The organism is Kribbella sp. NPDC050241 (genome assembly GCF_044459685.1).
Lineage (GTDB): Bacteria > Actinomycetota > Actinomycetes > Propionibacteriales > Kribbellaceae > Kribbella.
The window spans coordinates 986,553-1,002,722 of sequence record NZ_JBITJE010000002.1; the positions used below are offsets into that span (position 1 = coordinate 986,553).

Below are 16,170 nucleotides of genomic sequence, written 5' to 3' on the forward strand. Positions count from 1 at the left end.
CATTCCGGAGCGGCCGCAGGCCCGGATGCAATGGAGGTGTGCTGACTTCGAACGGGTATGTGCTGGATGAGCGGCGGCTCGGTGAGCTGAGCGTCGTGCCGGAGCGGGAGCGTCGGGACCGCTCGCGGTTGCGGGAGAGGTTGCAGCGGGACGGGTATCTGTTCCTGACCGGGCTGCTGGATCCCGAGGAAGTGCTGGCGTTCCGGCACTACTACTTCGGGCTTATCGGGTCGGTGACCGAGCGTGCGACGTACCGGAAGGTGCTGTTCGGTCAGATCGTGCCGGGGGCGGAGTACGCCGCCTTCTGCACGCAGCCGGCCTTGAAGGGGTGGTTCGAGTGGTTCCTGGGTGGTGACCCCTTCCTGCACAAGCGGAAGATCATCCGGCAGACCGCACCGGGCGAGAACGGCATTGGTACGGCGACGCAGGCCCACTACGACCTGGTCTACCTGCGTGGGGGCAGCGACCAGGTGCTGTCGGCGTGGATCCCACTGGGCGACTGCCCGGTGAGCCTCGGCGGCCTGACCTATCTCGAACGCAGCCACCACAGAGTCCTCGCAGACGAGGCCTCAGGACGACTCAAGCGACCCGCCGCCTCCATGACCGCCGACCTGCCGGGCCTGGCCGAGGAGTACGACGCCAACTGGCTGGTCACCGACTATGCGGCCGGAGACGTGGTGATCCACACCGCCCACACCATCCACGCGGCGCTCGACAACGTGTCCACGGACATGCGGCTCTCCACTGACATTCGCTACCAACGGGCCGACGACGCCGTCGACGCGCGCTGGCAGAACCACTGGCATGACCAGGACGGACTTTGAGCAACTCAAGACGCTGACCCCGCCGGCGAAGTTCCCGCTCCGGCGCAGTCGACCGGATTCCGGGCGCTTCTCGCTAACGACAATCATTTCGGTTACGGTTCCGGTCGAAGGTTAGCGAATCGGAGGAGAGCCGTGAACCGCAACGAGCTGGTCGCCGGGGTGGCGCAGAAGGCGGGCATCCCGCGGAACCAGGCCGAGAAGGTCCTCGACGCGCTGGGCGACGTCGTCACCGAGGCCGTGCACAAGGGCGACAAGGTGTCGCTGACCGGTCTGCTGAGCATCGAGCGGGTCCTGCGCGCACCGCGCACCGGCCGCAACCCGCAGACCGGCGAACCGCTGGCGATCCCGGCCGGCTACTCCGTGCGCCTCTCGTGCGGCAGCCGTCTCAAGGCTGCCGCACGAGGCGACCTCCGGACCGTTTCCTGACCCCCGATCACCCCTTCAGGAAGCGGATAGGGTCGCACTGGCCGTCGTCGGCCGAGTGCTTGACCGGCGAGATCTGGACCGCGGTGGCCCAGTACTCCGTGGTCGGCGTCGGCGGTGTGGTGAACCGGGCGTTCGGCAGGTAGAGCCGGTTCCCGAACGCCGCCGCCGTGGTCGGTACGTCGAAGTCGTCGCTGGTGATGCGCCGCTCCACCATCCCCTTGGTGCCGGCGGAGTTCAGGCTGACGACCGCGATCGTGTTCAGCCGGTTCTGGACGACGTACAGGGTCTTGCCGATCAGCAGCAGGCCGTCGCCGTTCGTCATCACCTCGGTGCCGAGATCGACGCGCGTCGTCACGCCGGTGCGCGGGTCGACCCGGAAGAGGAAACCGGTCGACGACTGCACGATGATCAGGCCGCGGCCGTCCGGAGTCAGCGAGATGCCGTTCGCGTTGGTGACGCCAGGGGTGTGCTGGTAGGCGCCGCTGAGCGGGACGGTCCTCACCGCGGACTGCCCGGCGAGCCGGCCGTGGCGGCCGAACGGAACCTTGTAGAGCACCGGCTGCTGCGAGTCGGTGAACCAGGCGGCGTCCTTGCCCAGGATCACGTCGTTCACGAACGTCGTGGTCGAGGTGGTGAACGTGTAGCTCTTGAGGATGCGGCCGGTGCGGAGGTCGACCACACGGCCGTTCCCGGCGCCGGCGCCGGCTACCCACAGCCGTTGGGAGCGGTCCACCTTCATCCCCAGGGAGGCGGTGCCCGGTCCCTGGCTGAACACCGTCCCGGTCCCGGTCCTCAGGTCCGCCCGGTAGATGTCACCGTCCACCCGAGAGCCGAAGAACGCGTTACCGCCGGCGATCGCGATGCCTTCCGGCTGGAACCCGTCCGGCAGGTCGATGTGGGCCGGGAACTTGGTCGTGGTTTGGGTCGTGGTTTGGTTCATGGCCGGGGCGGCGTCGGCCGGCGAACTCACCAGGACCAGTAGCAGAGCGGGCACGCTCAGCACTGTGGTGAGCCGGCGGACAAGGTTAGACATGGGCGGGCCCTCCTGATCCGATGTCCTTTACAGGGACAACGACGCATCCCTGTGGATGGTTCAAATCCTGGTCCGTGCGAGCGGGTACTGTCACTGGCAGCAACTCGACTTCGGGAACAAGGGGCAGGGATGACAGCAGGGATCGACAGTTCCGGCACGGTGCGCCCGCAGGACGATCTGTACCGGCACGCGAACGGGCCGTGGCTGGCCGAGCACGAGATTCCGGCGGACAAGGCCATCTACGGCGCCTTCCACGCGCTGTGGGACACCGCCGAGCAGGACGTCCGCGCGATCGTCGAGAAGACCGTCGCGGCCGGGCATCCGGACGGCAGCGAGGCGCGCAAGATCGGCGACCTGTACGGCAGCTTCATGGACGAGGACACCATCGAGCGTCTCGGCGCCGAGCCGATCGCCGAGCAGCTGGCCCTGGTCCGCGCGATCGAGGACGTCCCCGGCCTGGTGTCGGCGCTCGGGCAGCTCGAGCTGCAGGGCGTGCCGGGCCTGTTCCACTACTGGGTCGACGCGGACGCGAAGAAGTCCGACGAGTACGTCGTGTACCTGATGCAGGGCGGCCTCAGCCTTCCGGACGAGTCGTACTACCGCGAGGACAACTTCGCCGGCGAGCGGACGGCGTACGTCGCGCATGTCGCGCGGATGCTGGAGCTGGCCGGACTGCCCGATCCGGCCGGGTCCGCCGAGCGGATCATGGAGCTCGAGACGCGGATCGCCGGCCACCACTGGGACCGGGTGAAGAACCGCGACGTCACGCTGACCTACAACAAGGTCGACCGGTCCAGCCTGGAGACACTGACCCCGGAGTTCGACTGGTCGGTGTGGCTGGCGGGAGCCGGCGTACCGGAGGGTGCCTTCGAGCAGGTCGTCGTCCGTGAGCCGGACTTCTTCACCGGGGCCGCCGCGGCCGTGCAGGACGCCGGGCTGGACCGCTGGAAGGAGTGGCTCAGCTGGCGGATCGTGCACAGCGCGGCGCCGCTGCTGAGCAGGGCCTTCGTCGACGAGAACTTCGCCTTCTACGGCAAGACTCTGACCGGTGCCCCCGAGCTGCGCGAGCGGTGGAAGCGCGGCGTCGGTGTGGTCGAGCAGGCGCTGGGCGAGGCGCTCGGTCAGCTGTACGTCGCCGAGCACTTCCCGCCGGCCGCGAAGGCCCGGATGGTCGAACTGGTGCAGAACCTGGTCGAGGCGTACCGGCAGCGGATCGAAACGCTTGACTGGATGGGCGCGGACACCCGGCAGCGCGCGCTCGACAAGCTCGGCACCTTCATGCCGAAGATCGGCTACCCGGACAAGTGGAAGGACTACAGCGCGCTCGAGATCGATCCGGCCGACCTGTTCGGCAACGTCCGCCGCTCGGTCGCGGTCGAGACAGCGCGGGACCTGGCCAAGCTGGGTCAGCCGATGGACCGGACCGAGTGGAAGATGACGCCGCAGACGGTCAACGCGTACTACAACCCGCGGATGAACGAGATCGTCTTCCCGGCCGGCATCCTGCAGCCGCCGTTCTTCGACCTGGACGCCGACGACGCGGTCAACTACGGCGCGATCGGCGCGGTGATCGGGCACGAGATCGGCCACGGCTTCGACGACCAGGGCTCCAAGTACGACGGCGACGGCAACCTGAACGACTGGTGGACCGACGCGGACCGGACCGCGTTCGAGCAGCGCACCGACAAGCTCGTCGCGCAGTACGACGTCCTCGAGCCGGCCGAGACGCCCGGTCAGCACGTGAACGGCAAGCTCACCCTGGGCGAGAACATCGGCGACCTGGGCGGCCTGTCGATCGCGTACGTCGCCTATCAGCTGTCGCTGGACGGCGCCGAGCCGCCGGAGGCCGACGGGCAGCGGTTCTTCATCTCCTGGGCACACGCCTGGTCGACCAAGACCCGGCCGGAGGAGGCCGCGCGGCGGCTCGCGATCGACCCGCACTCGCCGCCCGAGTTCCGCTGCAACGCGGTCGTGAAGAACATCGACCAGTTCCACCAGACCTTCAACAGCACCGAAGGCGACGGCATGTGGCTCGCCCCCGAGGAACGCGTCCGGATCTGGTAGCAGACAAGCGAAAGGGGCCGCACGATCCTGGTGCGGCCCCTTTCGGCTGTTCTACGAAGCCATCCAGTTGTGGATGCCCTCGACGTCGCGCGGCATCGCGTCAGAGAGGTTCTCGGCGCCGTCGTCGGTGACGAGGATGTCGTCCTCGATCCGGATGCCGATACCGCGCAGATCCTCCGGCACGGTCAGGTCGTCGGCCTGGAAGTACAGACCCGGCTCGACCGTCAGCACGTAGCCGGTCTTCAGCTCGCCCTTGCGGTACTTCTCCGACCGCGCCGCCGAGCAGTCGTGCACGTCCAGCCCGAGCATGTGGCTGACGCCGTGCAGCGTGTAGCGCTGGTAGAGCATGCTCTCCGGGTCGAGCGCCTCCTCGGCCGAGACCGGCAGCAGGTCCATCGCGTCGAGCCCGTGGACGATGACCTCCATCGCCGCCTCGTGCGCGGCGCGGAACCGCGCACCGGGCTTGACCGCCGCGATGCCGGCGTTCTGTGCGTCCAGCACCAGCTGGTAGAGCTCGCGCTGGCGCGGGGTGAACTCGCCGCTCACCGGCAGCGTGCGGGTGATGTCCGCGGTGTACAGCTGCCGGTTCTCGACGCCCATGTCGAGCAGCATCATCGTGCCGTTGTCGACCGTGCCGTCGTTCTCGATCCAGTGCAGCGTGGTCGCGTGCGGGCCGGACGCGGCGATCGAGCTGTAGCCGAGATCGTTGCCCTCGGCCCGGGCCCGGCGGAAGAACGTACCCTCGATCCAGCGTTCGCCGTACTCGCGGACCTTGTCCATCTCGGCCAGTACGTCGGAGAAGCCGCGGTGCGTGATCGCGACCGCGTCCCGGAGCTGCTCGAGCTCGAACGGATCCTTGACCAGCCGCAGCTCCGACAGCGTCGCCGCCAGCTCGTTGTCCTTGAGGTCGTCCGTCCGTGCGCCGCTCAGCAGCGACGCGATCGACTCGTCCTCGTCCCGCCGGACCCGCGTGGGTACGTCGCCCTTGAGCGCGTCCGCGAGCTGGTCGACGTGCCGGGTCTCGATCCCGAACTCCTTGGCGGTCTCGGTCAGCGACGGACGCCGGCCGGCCCACAGCTCGCCGTACATCCGGTCGCGCCAGAACTCCTCGCCCTCGCTGCGGTCCGCGCGGGGCCGGAAGTACAGCACCGAGTCGTGGCCGCTGGTGCCGTTCGGCTCCAGCACCAGTACGGCGTCGGAGGTCTGGTCGCCGGCCAGCCAGACGTAGTCGGTGTGCGGGCGGAAGACGAAGTCGGTGTCGTTCGAACGGACCTTGTAGGTGCCGGCCGGGATGACCAGTCGCTCACCCGGGAACGCCTGCGACAGCGCGTCCCGCCGCTTGGATGCCCACACACCGACGTCGCTGAGCGTCACGTCGTGTCGCTCCGAGTCGGCCCAGCCCGAGTTCATGAACGCGCGCAGCTTCGGGTTCGGCTCGTTGTCGTGCGACGCGGTCTTCGGTGCGGATTCGCCGGTCGTGGCGGCGGTGGTGTCAGCGGTGGTCTCGCCGGGTTCGGTCATCCTGGACCAGTCCTGTCTCAGCGCGGGGTGTGCAGTTGGTCGCCCCGCAGCGTGCCGGTGTCAGGCAGCGCTTCGGCGGGGTCCGAGCCGATGCGGGTGATCGCATTGTGCTCGTTCACGAAGACTACGCTCGGTTCGAAGACCTTGGCCTCGGTGGTGTCGAACATCCCGTAGGCGATCAGGATGACCAGATCGCCCGGATGGATCAGGTGCGCCGCGGCCCCGTTGATCCCCACCACCCCGGACCCGCGCGGTCCCTCGATCAGGTACGTCGACAGCCGCTGACCGTTGGTGATGTCGACGATGTCCACCTTCTCGCCGGGCAGCAGATCGGCCGCATCCATCAGGTCCGCGTCCAGCGTGCACGACCCGACATAGTGCAGATCCGCCTGCGTCACCGTCGCCCGGTGGACCTTCGCCCTCATCATCTCGCGCAGCATGCGCGTCATGATCCAGGCAGGCCCGGATCCTGTCAGTGGCGGCGGTCACCCAACTACTGAGGTGTGCAGGGCGTCAGACTGTCCCAGAGGAGGGCGGCTCATGCGTGTGGTGATGCTGTGTGGTGGCGAGAGCTCGGAGCGAGACGTCTCGCTGTCTGGTGGCTGGGCGTTGGCGGGTGCGCTGACCGAGCGCGGCCACAAGGTGTCGGTGATCGATCCGGCGGCAGCCGAGCCGGTGCTCGCGGAGACGATGGAGGGGAACGGAACGTCGTACCCGATCCCGAAGACACCGCCTGCGATGGACGAGCAGCCGCTCTGGCGGGAGCGGATGTACGCCGCTCTCACCGGCGGCGACGTGCTGCGCCGGATGCGCGCGGCGGACCGGCTCTTCATGGGGCTGATCGGCGGCTGGAGCGAGGACGGTCACGTCCAGGCACTGCTGGAGATGGCCGGCATCTCGTTCACCGGTGCGGGCAGTGCGACCTGCGCGCTCAGCTGGCAGAAGGACCGCTGCCAGGCGCTGCTCGGCGCGTATGACGTCCCGGTCGCCGAACGAGTCGTACTCCGGCCCGGCGCCGGGCTGCCGGACCGGGTGAAGGAGTTCCTGGATGCCGGTCCGGTGGTCGTGAAGCCGATCGCGGACGGCTCGAGTGTCGATGTCCGCCAGGTCCGGACCCTCGAGGAGCTCGCCGCGATCACGCCCCGGACCGACCTTCTGGTCGAGCCGTTCCTGCCCGGTCGTGAGTTCACCGTCGGCGTTGTCGGCGACCAGGTCCTGCCGGTGGTCGAGATCGAGCTGTCCACGGCGATCTTCGACTACGAGACGAAGTACCAGCCGGGTGCCGCGCGGGAGATTTGCCCGGCTGAGGTGACGCCGGACTTCGCCGCGCGGCTGCAGGAGTTGGCCCGCACGGCTCACGATGCGCTCGGCGCCCCGGCGTATTCACGGGCGGACTTCCGCTGCGACGCGTTGGGCAATCCGTACTGCCTCGAGGTGAACGCTCTGCCTGGCTTGGCTCCGGTCAGCCTCGTCCCGCGAGCGGCCGCCGCCCACGGCTGGAGCTATGCCGACCTGGCCGAGAAGATCCTCACGACCTAGAGCGCAGAGGCTTGCACGGCCAGCTCGCGGAGCGCTTCGTAGCGCGGACGGAGTGCGGCGACGCGGTCCATGTCGGCCGGCACCGGGTCGAGGTGCTCGCCGCCAGGTTGTGGCGACAGGCCTAGGGCCACAGCCGCGGCACCGCGCGCGCCGACCTCGGCTTCGGCGCAGACCGTGGTGGGCCGGGCGAAGGTCGCGGTGAGGCAGCGACGCCACCAGGCAGAGGCGTCGATGCCGCCACCACCGAGGACGACGGACAGCTCGCGTCCGAACAGCGAGTCCAGCATCCGCAGCCCGCGGTCGACCTCCAGCGAGGCGCCCTGCATCGAGGCGGCCAACAGGTCCGCGGCGGTGTCGTCGAAGGACAGGCCGAAGTACACCCCGGATCCGCTCGGCACCGTGGCCGGCGGCCTGGTCCCGGCCTGGAACGGGATCGCGATCACTCGCGTCGCGCCGATCTCCACACCGGTCGGCTCGTCCGAGGTCAGCCGCAGTACGCCGGTCAGCCACGCATGCAGATTCCCCGCGGCCGAGAACGCCATCCCGGTCACCGCCCGCTCGTCGTCGACGCGGTACCGCCACAGCTCCCACGGCAGCTCCGGCGCGCCGTCGATCGGATGCACGACCCGCACCGCGGCCGATGTCCCCACGGTCACAGCGGCGGTCGTCTCGTCGTACCCACCGGTTCCGACGTTCGACGCGGCGCCGTCGCCGGTCGGCGGATGGACGGGTACGCCGACGAGCCCGGGCCACCGGCGTTCGTACTCGGGGGACAGGCGAGCGGTCCAGCCGGTCGGCACGATCGACGGCAACCGGTCGGCCTTGATCCCGGCGATCTCCAGCGCCTCGTCGTCGTACTCGCCGGTGGAGAGGTCGAGGGTCCCGGTGCCGGAGGCGATCGACACCGACGTGACCCGCTCGCCGGTCAGCCGCTCGATCAGCAGGTCGGGCAGACCGGCGAAGCCGGCCGGGGATCCTTCGGACAGCAGCCAAGGGATCCGCCGCGTCCAGTAGAGGCGATGCAGCCAGGATCCGGTCCGCGCGTGGAAGGCGTGCTCGTCGAACGACGAGCCGAGGTCCAGATCGACCGACCGCGTGTCCGCCCAGGTGACGACCGGAGTCAGTGCGTCGCCCCTGTTGTCCAGGGCAACGATCGAGTGCCACTGCGACGAGACCACGATCGCGCCGATGTCGTCCAGGTGCCCATTCTGCTGGAGCTCGTCCAGGCAGCTCAGCAGGCCCTCGACGTACTGGTGCAGGTCCAGGGTCGCCGAGCCGCCGGTGCCGTAGGTGGGGGAGATCTTGTGGCGGGCCAGCGCGCCCGGGACCGGCGCGGCGTCGCCGGCCGTCAGCACCAGGGCCCGCGCCGACGACGTCCCGAAGTCGAGCGCGAGCACCCGGCCGTCAGTCGTCGTCATGCAGGGCCTTCAGGAAGGACTGGGCCCAGACGTTCACGTCGTGCGCGGCCAGGTGCTTGCGCATCGCCTTCATCCGGCGGCCAAGCTGGCGGTCGTCGGTGTTCATCGCGTCGACGATGGTGTCCTTCATGCCGTTGATGTCGTGCGGGTTCACCAGGAACGCCTGCCGGAACTCGTCCGCGGCGCCGGCGAACTCGCTCAGTACCAGCGCGCCGGTGTCGTCGTACCGGCAGGCGACGTACTCCTTGGCGACCAAGTTCATGCCGTCACGCAGCGGCGTCACCACGGCCACGTCGGCGGCCCGGAACAGCGCGGCCATCTCGGTCCGCGAGTACGACGTGTGCTGGTAGTTGATCGCCGGAGTACCGATCCGGCCGTGCTCGCCGTTGATCCGGCCGACCAGCAGCTCGATCTCGTCGCGCAGGACGCGGTACTGCTCCACGCGCTCCCGGGACGGCGTCGCCACCTGGACGAACACCGCGTCGTCGACGGAGATGCGCTTCTCGTCCAGCAGTTCACCGAACGCGCGCAGGCGCTGCCGGATGCCCTTGGTGTAGTCGAGCCGGTCCACCCCGAGCAGGATGTGCGCCGGGTCGCCGACCTCCTTGCGGATCTCGCGGGCGCGCTGCTCGGTCTCCGGCTGGCGGGCCAGCTGTTCCAGCTCGCCGACGTCGATGGAGATCGGGAACGCCTTGGCCCGGACGATCCGGTCGTCCGGCAGGTGGATGCGGTCGCCGCGGGTCCGCAGACCCATCCGGTTGCGGGCCAGGCGGGCGAAGTTCGACGCGGCGCCAGGTCGCTGGAAACCGACCAGGTCCGCACCCATCAGCCCGTCCAGGATCTGCCGCCGCCACGGCATCTGCGCGAACAGCTCGGTCGGCGGGAACGGGATGTGCAGGAAGAAGCCGATCCGGACGTCCGGACGCAACCGGCGCAGCATCGCCGGCACCAGCTGCAGCTGGTAGTCGTGCACCCAGACGTCGGCGTTGTCCTCGGCGGCGTCCGCCGCGGCCTCGGCGAACCGCCGGTTCACCGCGACGTACGACTCCCACCACTCACGATGGAACTCCGGCGCCACGATCACGTCGTGGTACAGCGGCCAGAGCGTCGCGTTCGAGAAGCCCTCGTAGTACAGCTGAACGTCCTCGGCCGACAGCATCACCGGGACCAGGTGCATGCCGTCGTTCTCGAACGGGTCGACCTTCTCGTCGGCGCTACCGGTCCAGCCGATCCACGCACCGTGGGCGCGCTGCATGACCGGGGCCAGGGCGGTGACGAGACCGCCTGGGCTGCGCCGCCACGCCGTACTGCCGTCGGGCATCTCGATCCGGTCGACCGGCAGCCGGTTGGCCACCACTACGAAGGAACTTCGTCCGTTCGGCATATTCAGTTCATCCACTCAGGTCGTCGTCGTCACCGGGGTAACGGACCCCGATCTGTCTCCGTGTCTCGTCGAGGAGTTCGAGGATCCCGACCGTGGCGGCATGCGGCAGCGACGGGACCTCAACCAGTCCATCGCGCAGCGCCTGCATCACTGCGGCGGCTTCGTGGTGGTACCCAAGCCCATGCGTCGGTACGTCGATCCGCTCCGCGCCGGACGCCGTACTGCGCACGTAGTACTCCGGGTGGTGGAAGCGGTGTGGGAGTTGCAGACTGCCCTCGGGGCCACTCACCGAGGCTGTCCAGGGGTTCTGTGAACGTAGGCCGCAGGTGATCGCGGCCACCGCGCCGGAGTCGTACCGCCAGGCCATGGCGACGTTCAGATCGATGCCGTCGTCGTTGAGCGAGCCGACCGCCTTGATTTCGGCGGGTCTCCCGAGGGTCATGTAGGTGAACGTCATCGGGTAGATGCCGCCGTCCATCAGCGAACCGCCGCCCAGCGCCGGATCGAGCAGGCGTGCGGGCAGCGACGGCTTGTAGAACGCGAAGTCCGCGACGACCTGCTGCGGTTCGCCGATCACGCCGCTGTGCAGATCGGCGAACATCGCCTGGATCACGGGGTTGGTCCGCATCCACATCGCCTCGGCGAACAACGTGTTGTGCTCGGTGGCGACGGCGATCAGGTCCCGGGCCTGCTTGGCGGTGAGGGTGACCGGCTTCTCACACAGGACCGCGATACCCGCCTGCAGTGCGGCGCGGGCGATCGCGTAGTGCTGTGGGTGCGGTGTACCGATGTAGATCACGTCGACGGTGCCGGATTCAATCAGTCGGCGATAGTCGTCGTACGCGTGCTCGATGCCGAACTCGGCGGCGAACCGGTCCGCGCTGTGCTGCGACCGGGACGAGACAGCGGTGACCACGGCGTCGTCGGCGAGTAGCTTCAGGTCCCTCGTGAACGACGTCGAGATGTTGCCAGTAGCAACAATGCCCCACCTGACGCGATCTACACCCACTGTGTGAACTCCGGGGTCGGAAACGGTCCGTCTGCCTTGATTCTCGCCGTTTCGAACGCATGAGCCAAGCGAATGAGCGTGGCGTCACTCCGGCCGGTGCCGCTGAAGGTGATCCCGACCGGTAGTCCGGAGACCGTTCCGGACGGCACCGAGAGCAGCGGATAGCCCGCCAGCGCGGCATGCGAGGACGAACTTCCGAGCACGTGGTCGCCGTTCACCAGGTCGATCGTCCAGGCCGGCGAGTACGACGGCGAGACCAGGGCGTCCAGCTGGTTGTCCTGGAGCAGGTTGTCGATGCCGTCCCGGCCGGCCCGCAGCGCTGTCAGCCGGGAAGCGACGTAGATCGGGGAGCCCAGGCCCTCGGTCTCCGCGGCCCGCTCGAACAGTTCCTGACCGAACCACTGGAGCTCGACGTCCGCATGCGCCTTGTTGAACGCGATCAGGTCGTCCAGCGTGCGTGGACCCCCGGGAACGCGGGTGGACAGGTAGGCGGCCAGATCGACCTTCAACTCGTGGGCCAGCACCTGCAACTGGTCCTCCTCGCCACCGGGCGTCGGCAGCGACAAGTGGTCCACCAGCGTGGCGCCACAGCGACTGAGGATCTCCAGAGCCCGCTCGCTGACCTCGTCGAGGCCGATCGAGTACCCCCACAGCGGTCCTCGCGGTACGCCGATCCGCAGGTCACTGAGATCGTCACCACGGCAGTGCTCTGTGTAGTCGGTGTCACCACCGGTCAGCACGGTCAGCAGGGCAGCGGCCTGGAACACGGTCCTGGTCATCGGACCGGCCGTGTCCTGCGAGTGCGAGATCGGCACGATGCCCTGCTGCGAGACGAGGCCGACCGTGGGCTTCAGACCGACGATGCCGTTCAGCGCGGCGGGGCAGACGATCGACCCGTTGGTCTCGGTGCCGATGGCGTAGTCCACCAGCCCGGCGGCCACGGCTGCGCCGGATCCACTCGAGGAGCCGCCGGCCGAGCGGTTCAGCGCGTACGGGTTGCGGGTCAGGCCGCCGTACGCGCTCCAGCCGGATGAGGATGACGAGCCGCGGAAGTTGGCCCACTCGCTCAGGTTGGTCTTGCCGAGGACGACACAACCCGCCGCACGCAGCCGGCGGACCAGTGGGGCGTCCTCCGGTGGCGGCGGCTGATCGGCCAGCGCCAGCGAGCCCGCGGTCGTCGGCAGGTCGGCGGTGTCGATGTTGTCCTTGACCAGAATCGGTACGCCGTGCAGTGGGCCGCGGACACGCCCATCGTCACGCTCTGTATCGAATTGGGCGGCATGGGTGAGAGCGGCAGTGTTCGGCGTGCAGATGGCGTTGACCAGCGGGTCCACCTCACGGCTCCTGGCCTGCAGCTCTTCTACCAGCGCCACGCTGGAGAGAGTTGAGCTCACACCGTCGATCCTGCCAGAGTTGGCCACGTCTGGCTGTCCGCTCAACGACACGCTTCGTGTCGGTCACCGGTGAATGACATCGCTGTTGTTCAGCACGTACAGTGGAGCGCGGACGGACGATCACCGACCGCACAGGAGTCATCAAACAGATGGACAGCGCCAACGCCAGCTCTCCCGGTCCTGCCGAGGCTGCGCCGCCGGCTGTCGCCGGGCTCTCCGAGCGTGACGGCGCCATCCTCGCCTTCGAGCGGCACTGGTGGAAGTACGCCGGTGCGAAGGAGCAGGCGATCCGGGACCAGTTCCAGATGTCGGCCACCCGGTACTACCAGGTCCTGAACGCACTGATCGACCGGCCCGAGGCTCTCGCCCACGATCCACTGCTGGTGAAACGGCTGCGCCGCCTGCGTGCCGCCCGGCAGCGAGCCCGCTCCGCACGCCGGCTGGGCATCGAGGTCTGAGAATGTCCCGCCCGACGGACGAACGGGGCCAGGTCCTCTCGTCCCTCGTCGCCGTGCTCGCCGTCGTTGCGATCGTCGCCGGCCTGCTGGTGCTGTTCGGCACGCGCGGCGGCGACAGCACCGCGGACCAGCCGTCCAGCGCGACCAGCCCGAAGCCGAGCACCAAGCCGACGACCGGGCCGTCGACGATCGTCGCGAGCGTGCCGAAGCCCGGTGAATCCGAAACGCCTGTACCTCCCACGACCGAGCCCACCGGTGCGCCGACTCAGGAGCCGACCCCTGAGCCGACGCAGCCGCCGTCGAGCGAGTCGACCACCGCGCCGCCGGCCATCCCGCCGGACGAGCGGCCCGCGGTCGAGGTCTACAACAACACCGGGCGCAAGGGCCTGGCCGACTCGGTCGCGGGCCGGGCGCGGCAGGCCGGCTGGACCGTCGCCGGTGCCGACAACTGGCACGGCAAGATCGCCGAGAGCACCGTGTACTACCCGCCGGGCATGCTCGACGCCGCCAACCAGCTCGCCCGCGACCTGGGCGTCAGCCGGACCAAGGGCGCGCTGGACAACATGAAGAAGGACCGCCTCACCGTGATCCTCACCTCGGACTACACCGGATGAGTACGCCGGTCATCCAGACGGACGCCGGTCGGGAGGGCTGGGAGGCGATCGTCGCCGACCCGGCCGGAGCCGTCATCTCGTCGGACTTCGACGGGGTGCTGTCGCCGCTGGTCGAGGACCCGGCGCGAGCCCGTCCGGTCGACGGCGCCCTGGACGCACTGGCCCGGCTGGCCCGGTCGGTCAAGCAGGTCGCAATCGTCACCGGTCGTCCGGCCCTGGTCGCCACCGAGCTCGCGGGTGTCACCGGCCACGCTGGTTTGGGGAGTCTCGTCGTACTCGGGCACTACGGTCTGGAGCGGTGGGATGCCTCCACCGGGCGGGTGACCAGTGAGCCGGTGCCTGAGGGTGTTGCTGTGGCCCGCTCGCGGCTGCCAGGACTGCTGCAGGAGGCCGGTCTGCCGGACGCCTTCGTCGAGGACAAAGAGAGCTCGCTGGCTGTCCACACCCGCCGGCTGCCGGATCCGGTCGGCGCGCTGGAGCGCCTGCGTGCGCCGTTGACCGAGCTGGCCGCCGCCACTGAGCTGCGGCTGGAGCCGGGCAACCTGGTGCTCGAGCTGCGGCCGCCCGGTATCGACAAGGGCGTCGCGCTGCGCGGTCTGATCGAGTCCACCGGTGCTGAGTCGGTTCTGTACGCCGGGGACGACCTTGGCGACCTGGCGGCGTTCCGGGCGATCGACGAGCACCGCAAGGCCGGACTGCGCGCGGTGCTGCTGGCCACGCGGTCGTCCGGCGCGACCGAGCTGATCGAGGCCGCGGACATCGTGGTCGACGATCCGACCGGCGTGGTGACGGTCCTCACGGCCCTTTCGGACGCGATCGCAGCCCGCTGAACGCCTGGGTCAGGGTCTGACCGATCGGCTGGATCGGCCGCTCGACGTACCCGCCGTCCTTGAGGCTCGCCATCCGCTCGAACGGGTTGCGTGACGCCGGATCGCCGGTGAGCAGGAACGAGACGATCACACCGACGACGTACAGCGGCAGCATCGGCAACCCGAGCAGCCAGAAGTACTGCCACGAGTGCCGCTCCTCGTGCCGCACGAGAGCCTCGTCGTCGAAGTACGAGCGCTCGTGCTTGCTCAGCACCACGTTCCCGATCGTGAACGCCCCCGCCACCGGGAACTTGATCCGGTACCCGTTCGCGAAGTACAACCCCCGCGGCCCCCGACTGACCCGAGCCCGCCCGATCGCCCCCACCAGCAACCCGGCAACCGTCGTCAGATTCACGAAGTTCCCCACGACCTTCACCCACTGCCACCCACCCATGCGGCCAGTATCGAGCCGATGTCCTGATGTCTCAATTCTCAGGACATCGGGACCCCGGACTCGGCAGCGTTATGGCCAGGACAACGGTGTTGGTCATCGACCGCCGGTGTACCGCTCGACAGGTAGTGCACCTGCGATACGCCGTACACAGGACGCGCCCTGCGCTCAGGTGCACTACGGGCGGCCTGACACTTCCTGTCGATCTGTACGACGCCTCCCTCTACCGCGATGCAGGGATGTCCGTGGGGTGAGTCAGACTTGGCGGGTGAGTTCGGTGGTGCGGGTTTGGCGGGCTGGGCGGATGGTTGATCCGCATTCGGTGATCGGAGGGTTGCGGAAGGGGCCTGGCGACCCTGCGTACTACTTCGAGAGCGGTCGTCGTACGGTCTGGCGGGCCACGCGGACGCCGGATGGGCCGGTGCTTCTGCGACTGACCCCGTACGCCGGGGAAGTCGAGGCGGAGGCGTGGGGGCCGGGGGCGGCCTGGGTGCTCGACGGGGTGCCGGAGTTGCTGGGCGAGGCGGACAGCTGGGACGGGTTCGAGCCGTTGCCGGAGCATGGGGCGCTGGTGGATGCGGCTCGGCGGTTCCCGCACGTTCGGGTGCCGCGGACGCGGGCGGTGTTCGAGGCGATGGCGGCTGCGGGGATCGAGCAGGTCGTCACCGGCAAGGAGGCGTTCCGGGCCTGGCGGCTCCTGCTGCGTGAGTACGGTGAGCCGGCGCCGGGCCCGAGCACACGGGATGGGCGCGTGATGATCGTCCCGCCGTCGCCGGAGGAGTGGCGGCAGATCCCGTCGTGGCAGTGGCTGCGGGCCGGGGTCGAGGGCCGGCGCTCGCGGGTGGTGGTGACGGCGGCCACCCGGGCCAAGGCGTTGGAGCGGACGCTGGAGCTGACGGACTCGGCGGAGATCGAGCGGCGACTGCGGTCGCTGCCGGGCGTCGGGGTGTGGACCGCGGCCGAGGTACGGCAGCGGGCTCACGGTGACGCCGACGCGTTCTCGTTCGCGGACTACCACGTGTCCCGCGACGTGTCGTACGCGTTGATCGGCGAGGAACTCGACGACGACGGGTGCGCCGAGCTGATCGAGCCGTACCGCGGCCACCGGTTCCGGGTGCAGCGGCTCCTCGAGCTGGCCGGCATCCGCCACCCCCGCTACGGCCCGCGCAAGTCCCTGCCCACGCACACCCCTGGCGCGACTCATCGCTTGAGGTAGCTGTCACCGG

16 protein-coding genes are annotated in these 16,170 nt (G+C 69.2%); 8 read left to right on the forward strand and 8 right to left on the reverse strand.

The annotated features are described in order from the left end of the window. Positions 1 to 38 precede the first annotated feature (38 nt). Positions 39 to 824, forward strand: coding sequence for a phytanoyl-CoA dioxygenase family protein (locus ACIBG5_RS12595; RefSeq protein ID WP_396391664.1), 786 nt, complete (start codon positions 39 to 41; stop codon positions 822 to 824). Positions 825 to 956: 132 nt separating this feature from the next. Then, positions 957 to 1,250 (forward strand): HU family DNA-binding protein, encoded by a 294-nt coding sequence (locus tag ACIBG5_RS12600; protein WP_131352976.1) that lies wholly within the window; start codon positions 957 to 959, stop codon positions 1,248 to 1,250. Between the two features lie 7 nt (positions 1,251 to 1,257). Here the strand turns inward: ACIBG5_RS12600 and ACIBG5_RS12605 are convergent, their stop codons facing one another. Next, entirely contained in the window at positions 1,258 to 2,283 is a 1,026-nt protein-coding gene (locus tag ACIBG5_RS12605) for an SMP-30/gluconolactonase/LRE family protein (protein ID WP_396391665.1), read from the reverse strand. Positions 2,284 to 2,412: 129 nt separating this feature from the next. Between ACIBG5_RS12605 and ACIBG5_RS12610 the strand changes: the two genes are divergently transcribed. Further along, on the forward strand, positions 2,413 to 4,347 hold the full coding sequence (locus ACIBG5_RS12610; RefSeq protein ID WP_396391666.1) for a M13 family metallopeptidase: 1,935 nt from the start codon (positions 2,413 to 2,415) through the stop codon (positions 4,345 to 4,347). Positions 4,348 to 4,398: 51 nt separating this feature from the next. On the opposite strand, the gene ACIBG5_RS12615 is transcribed toward ACIBG5_RS12610, so the two are convergent. Together ACIBG5_RS12615 and panD are read right to left on the reverse strand one after the other, a co-directional pair. Beyond that, positions 4,399 to 5,868: an aminopeptidase P family protein gene (locus tag ACIBG5_RS12615; protein ID WP_396391667.1), complete on the reverse strand. Its 1,470-nt coding sequence runs from the start codon at positions 5,866 to 5,868 to the stop codon at positions 4,399 to 4,401. Positions 5,869 to 5,885: 17 nt separating this feature from the next. After that, a complete protein-coding gene (panD, locus tag ACIBG5_RS12620; protein WP_396391668.1) occupies positions 5,886 to 6,308 on the reverse strand; it encodes an aspartate 1-decarboxylase in 423 nt (140 codons plus the stop codon). Positions 6,309 to 6,408: 100 nt separating this feature from the next. Here panD and ACIBG5_RS12625 point away from each other — a divergent pair, with 100 nt between their 5' ends. Further along, the gene (locus tag ACIBG5_RS12625; protein WP_396391669.1) at positions 6,409 to 7,407 is read left to right on the forward strand and encodes a hypothetical protein; all 999 of its coding nucleotides are present in this window, start codon (positions 6,409 to 6,411) and stop codon (positions 7,405 to 7,407) included. On the opposite strand, the gene ACIBG5_RS12630 is transcribed toward ACIBG5_RS12625, so the two are convergent. The 4 genes from ACIBG5_RS12630 to ACIBG5_RS12645 are packed head-to-tail and all read right to left on the reverse strand — an operon-like array spanning position 7,404 to position 12,612. After that, on the reverse strand, positions 7,404 to 8,825 hold the full coding sequence (locus ACIBG5_RS12630) for an FGGY family carbohydrate kinase (RefSeq protein WP_396391670.1): 1,422 nt from the start codon (positions 8,823 to 8,825) through the stop codon (positions 7,404 to 7,406). The genes ACIBG5_RS12625 and ACIBG5_RS12630 overlap by 4 nt on opposite strands. Then, a complete protein-coding gene (locus ACIBG5_RS12635; protein ID WP_131353333.1) occupies positions 8,812 to 10,209 on the reverse strand; it encodes a trehalose-6-phosphate synthase in 1,398 nt (465 codons plus the stop codon). The genes ACIBG5_RS12630 and ACIBG5_RS12635 overlap by 14 nt, the downstream gene beginning before the upstream one ends. A 7-nt stretch (positions 10,210 to 10,216) precedes the next feature. Beyond that, positions 10,217 to 11,218, reverse strand: a complete 1,002-nt coding sequence (locus ACIBG5_RS12640; RefSeq protein ID WP_396391671.1) for a Gfo/Idh/MocA family protein — start codon at positions 11,216 to 11,218, stop codon at positions 10,217 to 10,219. After that, the gene (locus ACIBG5_RS12645; protein WP_396391672.1) at positions 11,209 to 12,612 is read right to left on the reverse strand and encodes an amidase; all 1,404 of its coding nucleotides are present in this window, start codon (positions 12,610 to 12,612) and stop codon (positions 11,209 to 11,211) included. Before ACIBG5_RS12645 ends, ACIBG5_RS12640 begins: the two co-directional genes overlap by 10 nt. 149 nt (positions 12,613 to 12,761) lie before the next feature. On the opposite strand from ACIBG5_RS12645, the gene ACIBG5_RS12650 reads away from it, so the two are divergent. Genes ACIBG5_RS12650 through otsB form a run of 3 tightly spaced genes read left to right on the forward strand, consistent with a single transcriptional unit; the run spans position 12,762 to position 14,514 of the window. Next, positions 12,762 to 13,070 (forward strand): DUF3263 domain-containing protein, encoded by a 309-nt coding sequence (locus tag ACIBG5_RS12650; RefSeq protein ID WP_131352967.1) that lies wholly within the window; start codon positions 12,762 to 12,764, stop codon positions 13,068 to 13,070. Between the two features lie 2 nt (positions 13,071 to 13,072). Further along, positions 13,073 to 13,684, forward strand: a complete 612-nt coding sequence (locus tag ACIBG5_RS12655; RefSeq protein ID WP_396391673.1) for a LytR C-terminal domain-containing protein — start codon at positions 13,073 to 13,075, stop codon at positions 13,682 to 13,684. After that, positions 13,681 to 14,514 carry a trehalose-phosphatase gene (gene otsB / locus ACIBG5_RS12660; protein ID WP_396391674.1) on the forward strand — a complete coding sequence of 278 codons (834 nt, stop codon included), beginning with the start codon at positions 13,681 to 13,683 and terminating at the stop codon, positions 14,512 to 14,514. Before ACIBG5_RS12655 ends, otsB begins: the two co-directional genes overlap by 4 nt. On the opposite strand, the gene ACIBG5_RS12665 is transcribed toward otsB, so the two are convergent. Further along, entirely contained in the window at positions 14,480 to 14,947 is a 468-nt protein-coding gene (locus ACIBG5_RS12665) for a hypothetical protein (protein ID WP_360451221.1), read from the reverse strand. The two genes, otsB and ACIBG5_RS12665, sit on opposite strands and share 35 nt — an antisense overlap. A 265-nt stretch (positions 14,948 to 15,212) precedes the next feature. Here ACIBG5_RS12665 and ACIBG5_RS12670 point away from each other — a divergent pair, with 265 nt between their 5' ends. Next, positions 15,213 to 16,160: a DNA-3-methyladenine glycosylase family protein gene (locus ACIBG5_RS12670; RefSeq protein WP_396391675.1), complete on the forward strand. Its 948-nt coding sequence runs from the start codon at positions 15,213 to 15,215 to the stop codon at positions 16,158 to 16,160. Positions 16,161 to 16,170: the final 10 nt, after the last annotated feature.

What these genes read in the sequence shown, in the direction of transcription:
- ACIBG5_RS12605 (WP_396391665.1), bottom strand. Translation starts at nt 2,283, where the DNA reads ATGTCTAACCTTGTCCGCCGGCTCACCACAGTGCTGAGCGTGCCCGCT.
- ACIBG5_RS12610 (WP_396391666.1), top strand. Translation starts at nt 2,413, where the DNA reads ATGACAGCAGGGATCGACAGTTCCGGCACGGTGCGCCCGCAGGACGAT.
- ACIBG5_RS12615 (WP_396391667.1), bottom strand. Translation starts at nt 5,868, where the DNA reads ATGACCGAACCCGGCGAGACCACCGCTGACACCACCGCCGCCACGACC.
- panD (WP_396391668.1), bottom strand. Translation starts at nt 6,308, where the DNA reads ATGCTGCGCGAGATGATGAGGGCGAAGGTCCACCGGGCGACGGTGACG.
- ACIBG5_RS12625 (WP_396391669.1), top strand. Translation starts at nt 6,409, where the DNA reads ATGCGTGTGGTGATGCTGTGTGGTGGCGAGAGCTCGGAGCGAGACGTC.
- ACIBG5_RS12630 (WP_396391670.1), bottom strand. Translation starts at nt 8,825, where the DNA reads ATGACGACGACTGACGGCCGGGTGCTCGCGCTCGACTTCGGGACGTCG.
- ACIBG5_RS12635 (WP_131353333.1), bottom strand. Translation starts at nt 10,209, where the DNA reads ATGCCGAACGGACGAAGTTCCTTCGTAGTGGTGGCCAACCGGCTGCCG.
- ACIBG5_RS12650 (WP_131352967.1), top strand. Translation starts at nt 12,762, where the DNA reads ATGGACAGCGCCAACGCCAGCTCTCCCGGTCCTGCCGAGGCTGCGCCG.
- ACIBG5_RS12655 (WP_396391673.1), top strand. Translation starts at nt 13,073, where the DNA reads ATGTCCCGCCCGACGGACGAACGGGGCCAGGTCCTCTCGTCCCTCGTC.
- otsB (WP_396391674.1), top strand. Translation starts at nt 13,681, where the DNA reads ATGAGTACGCCGGTCATCCAGACGGACGCCGGTCGGGAGGGCTGGGAG.
- ACIBG5_RS12665 (WP_360451221.1), bottom strand. Translation starts at nt 14,947, where the DNA reads ATGGGTGGGTGGCAGTGGGTGAAGGTCGTGGGGAACTTCGTGAATCTG.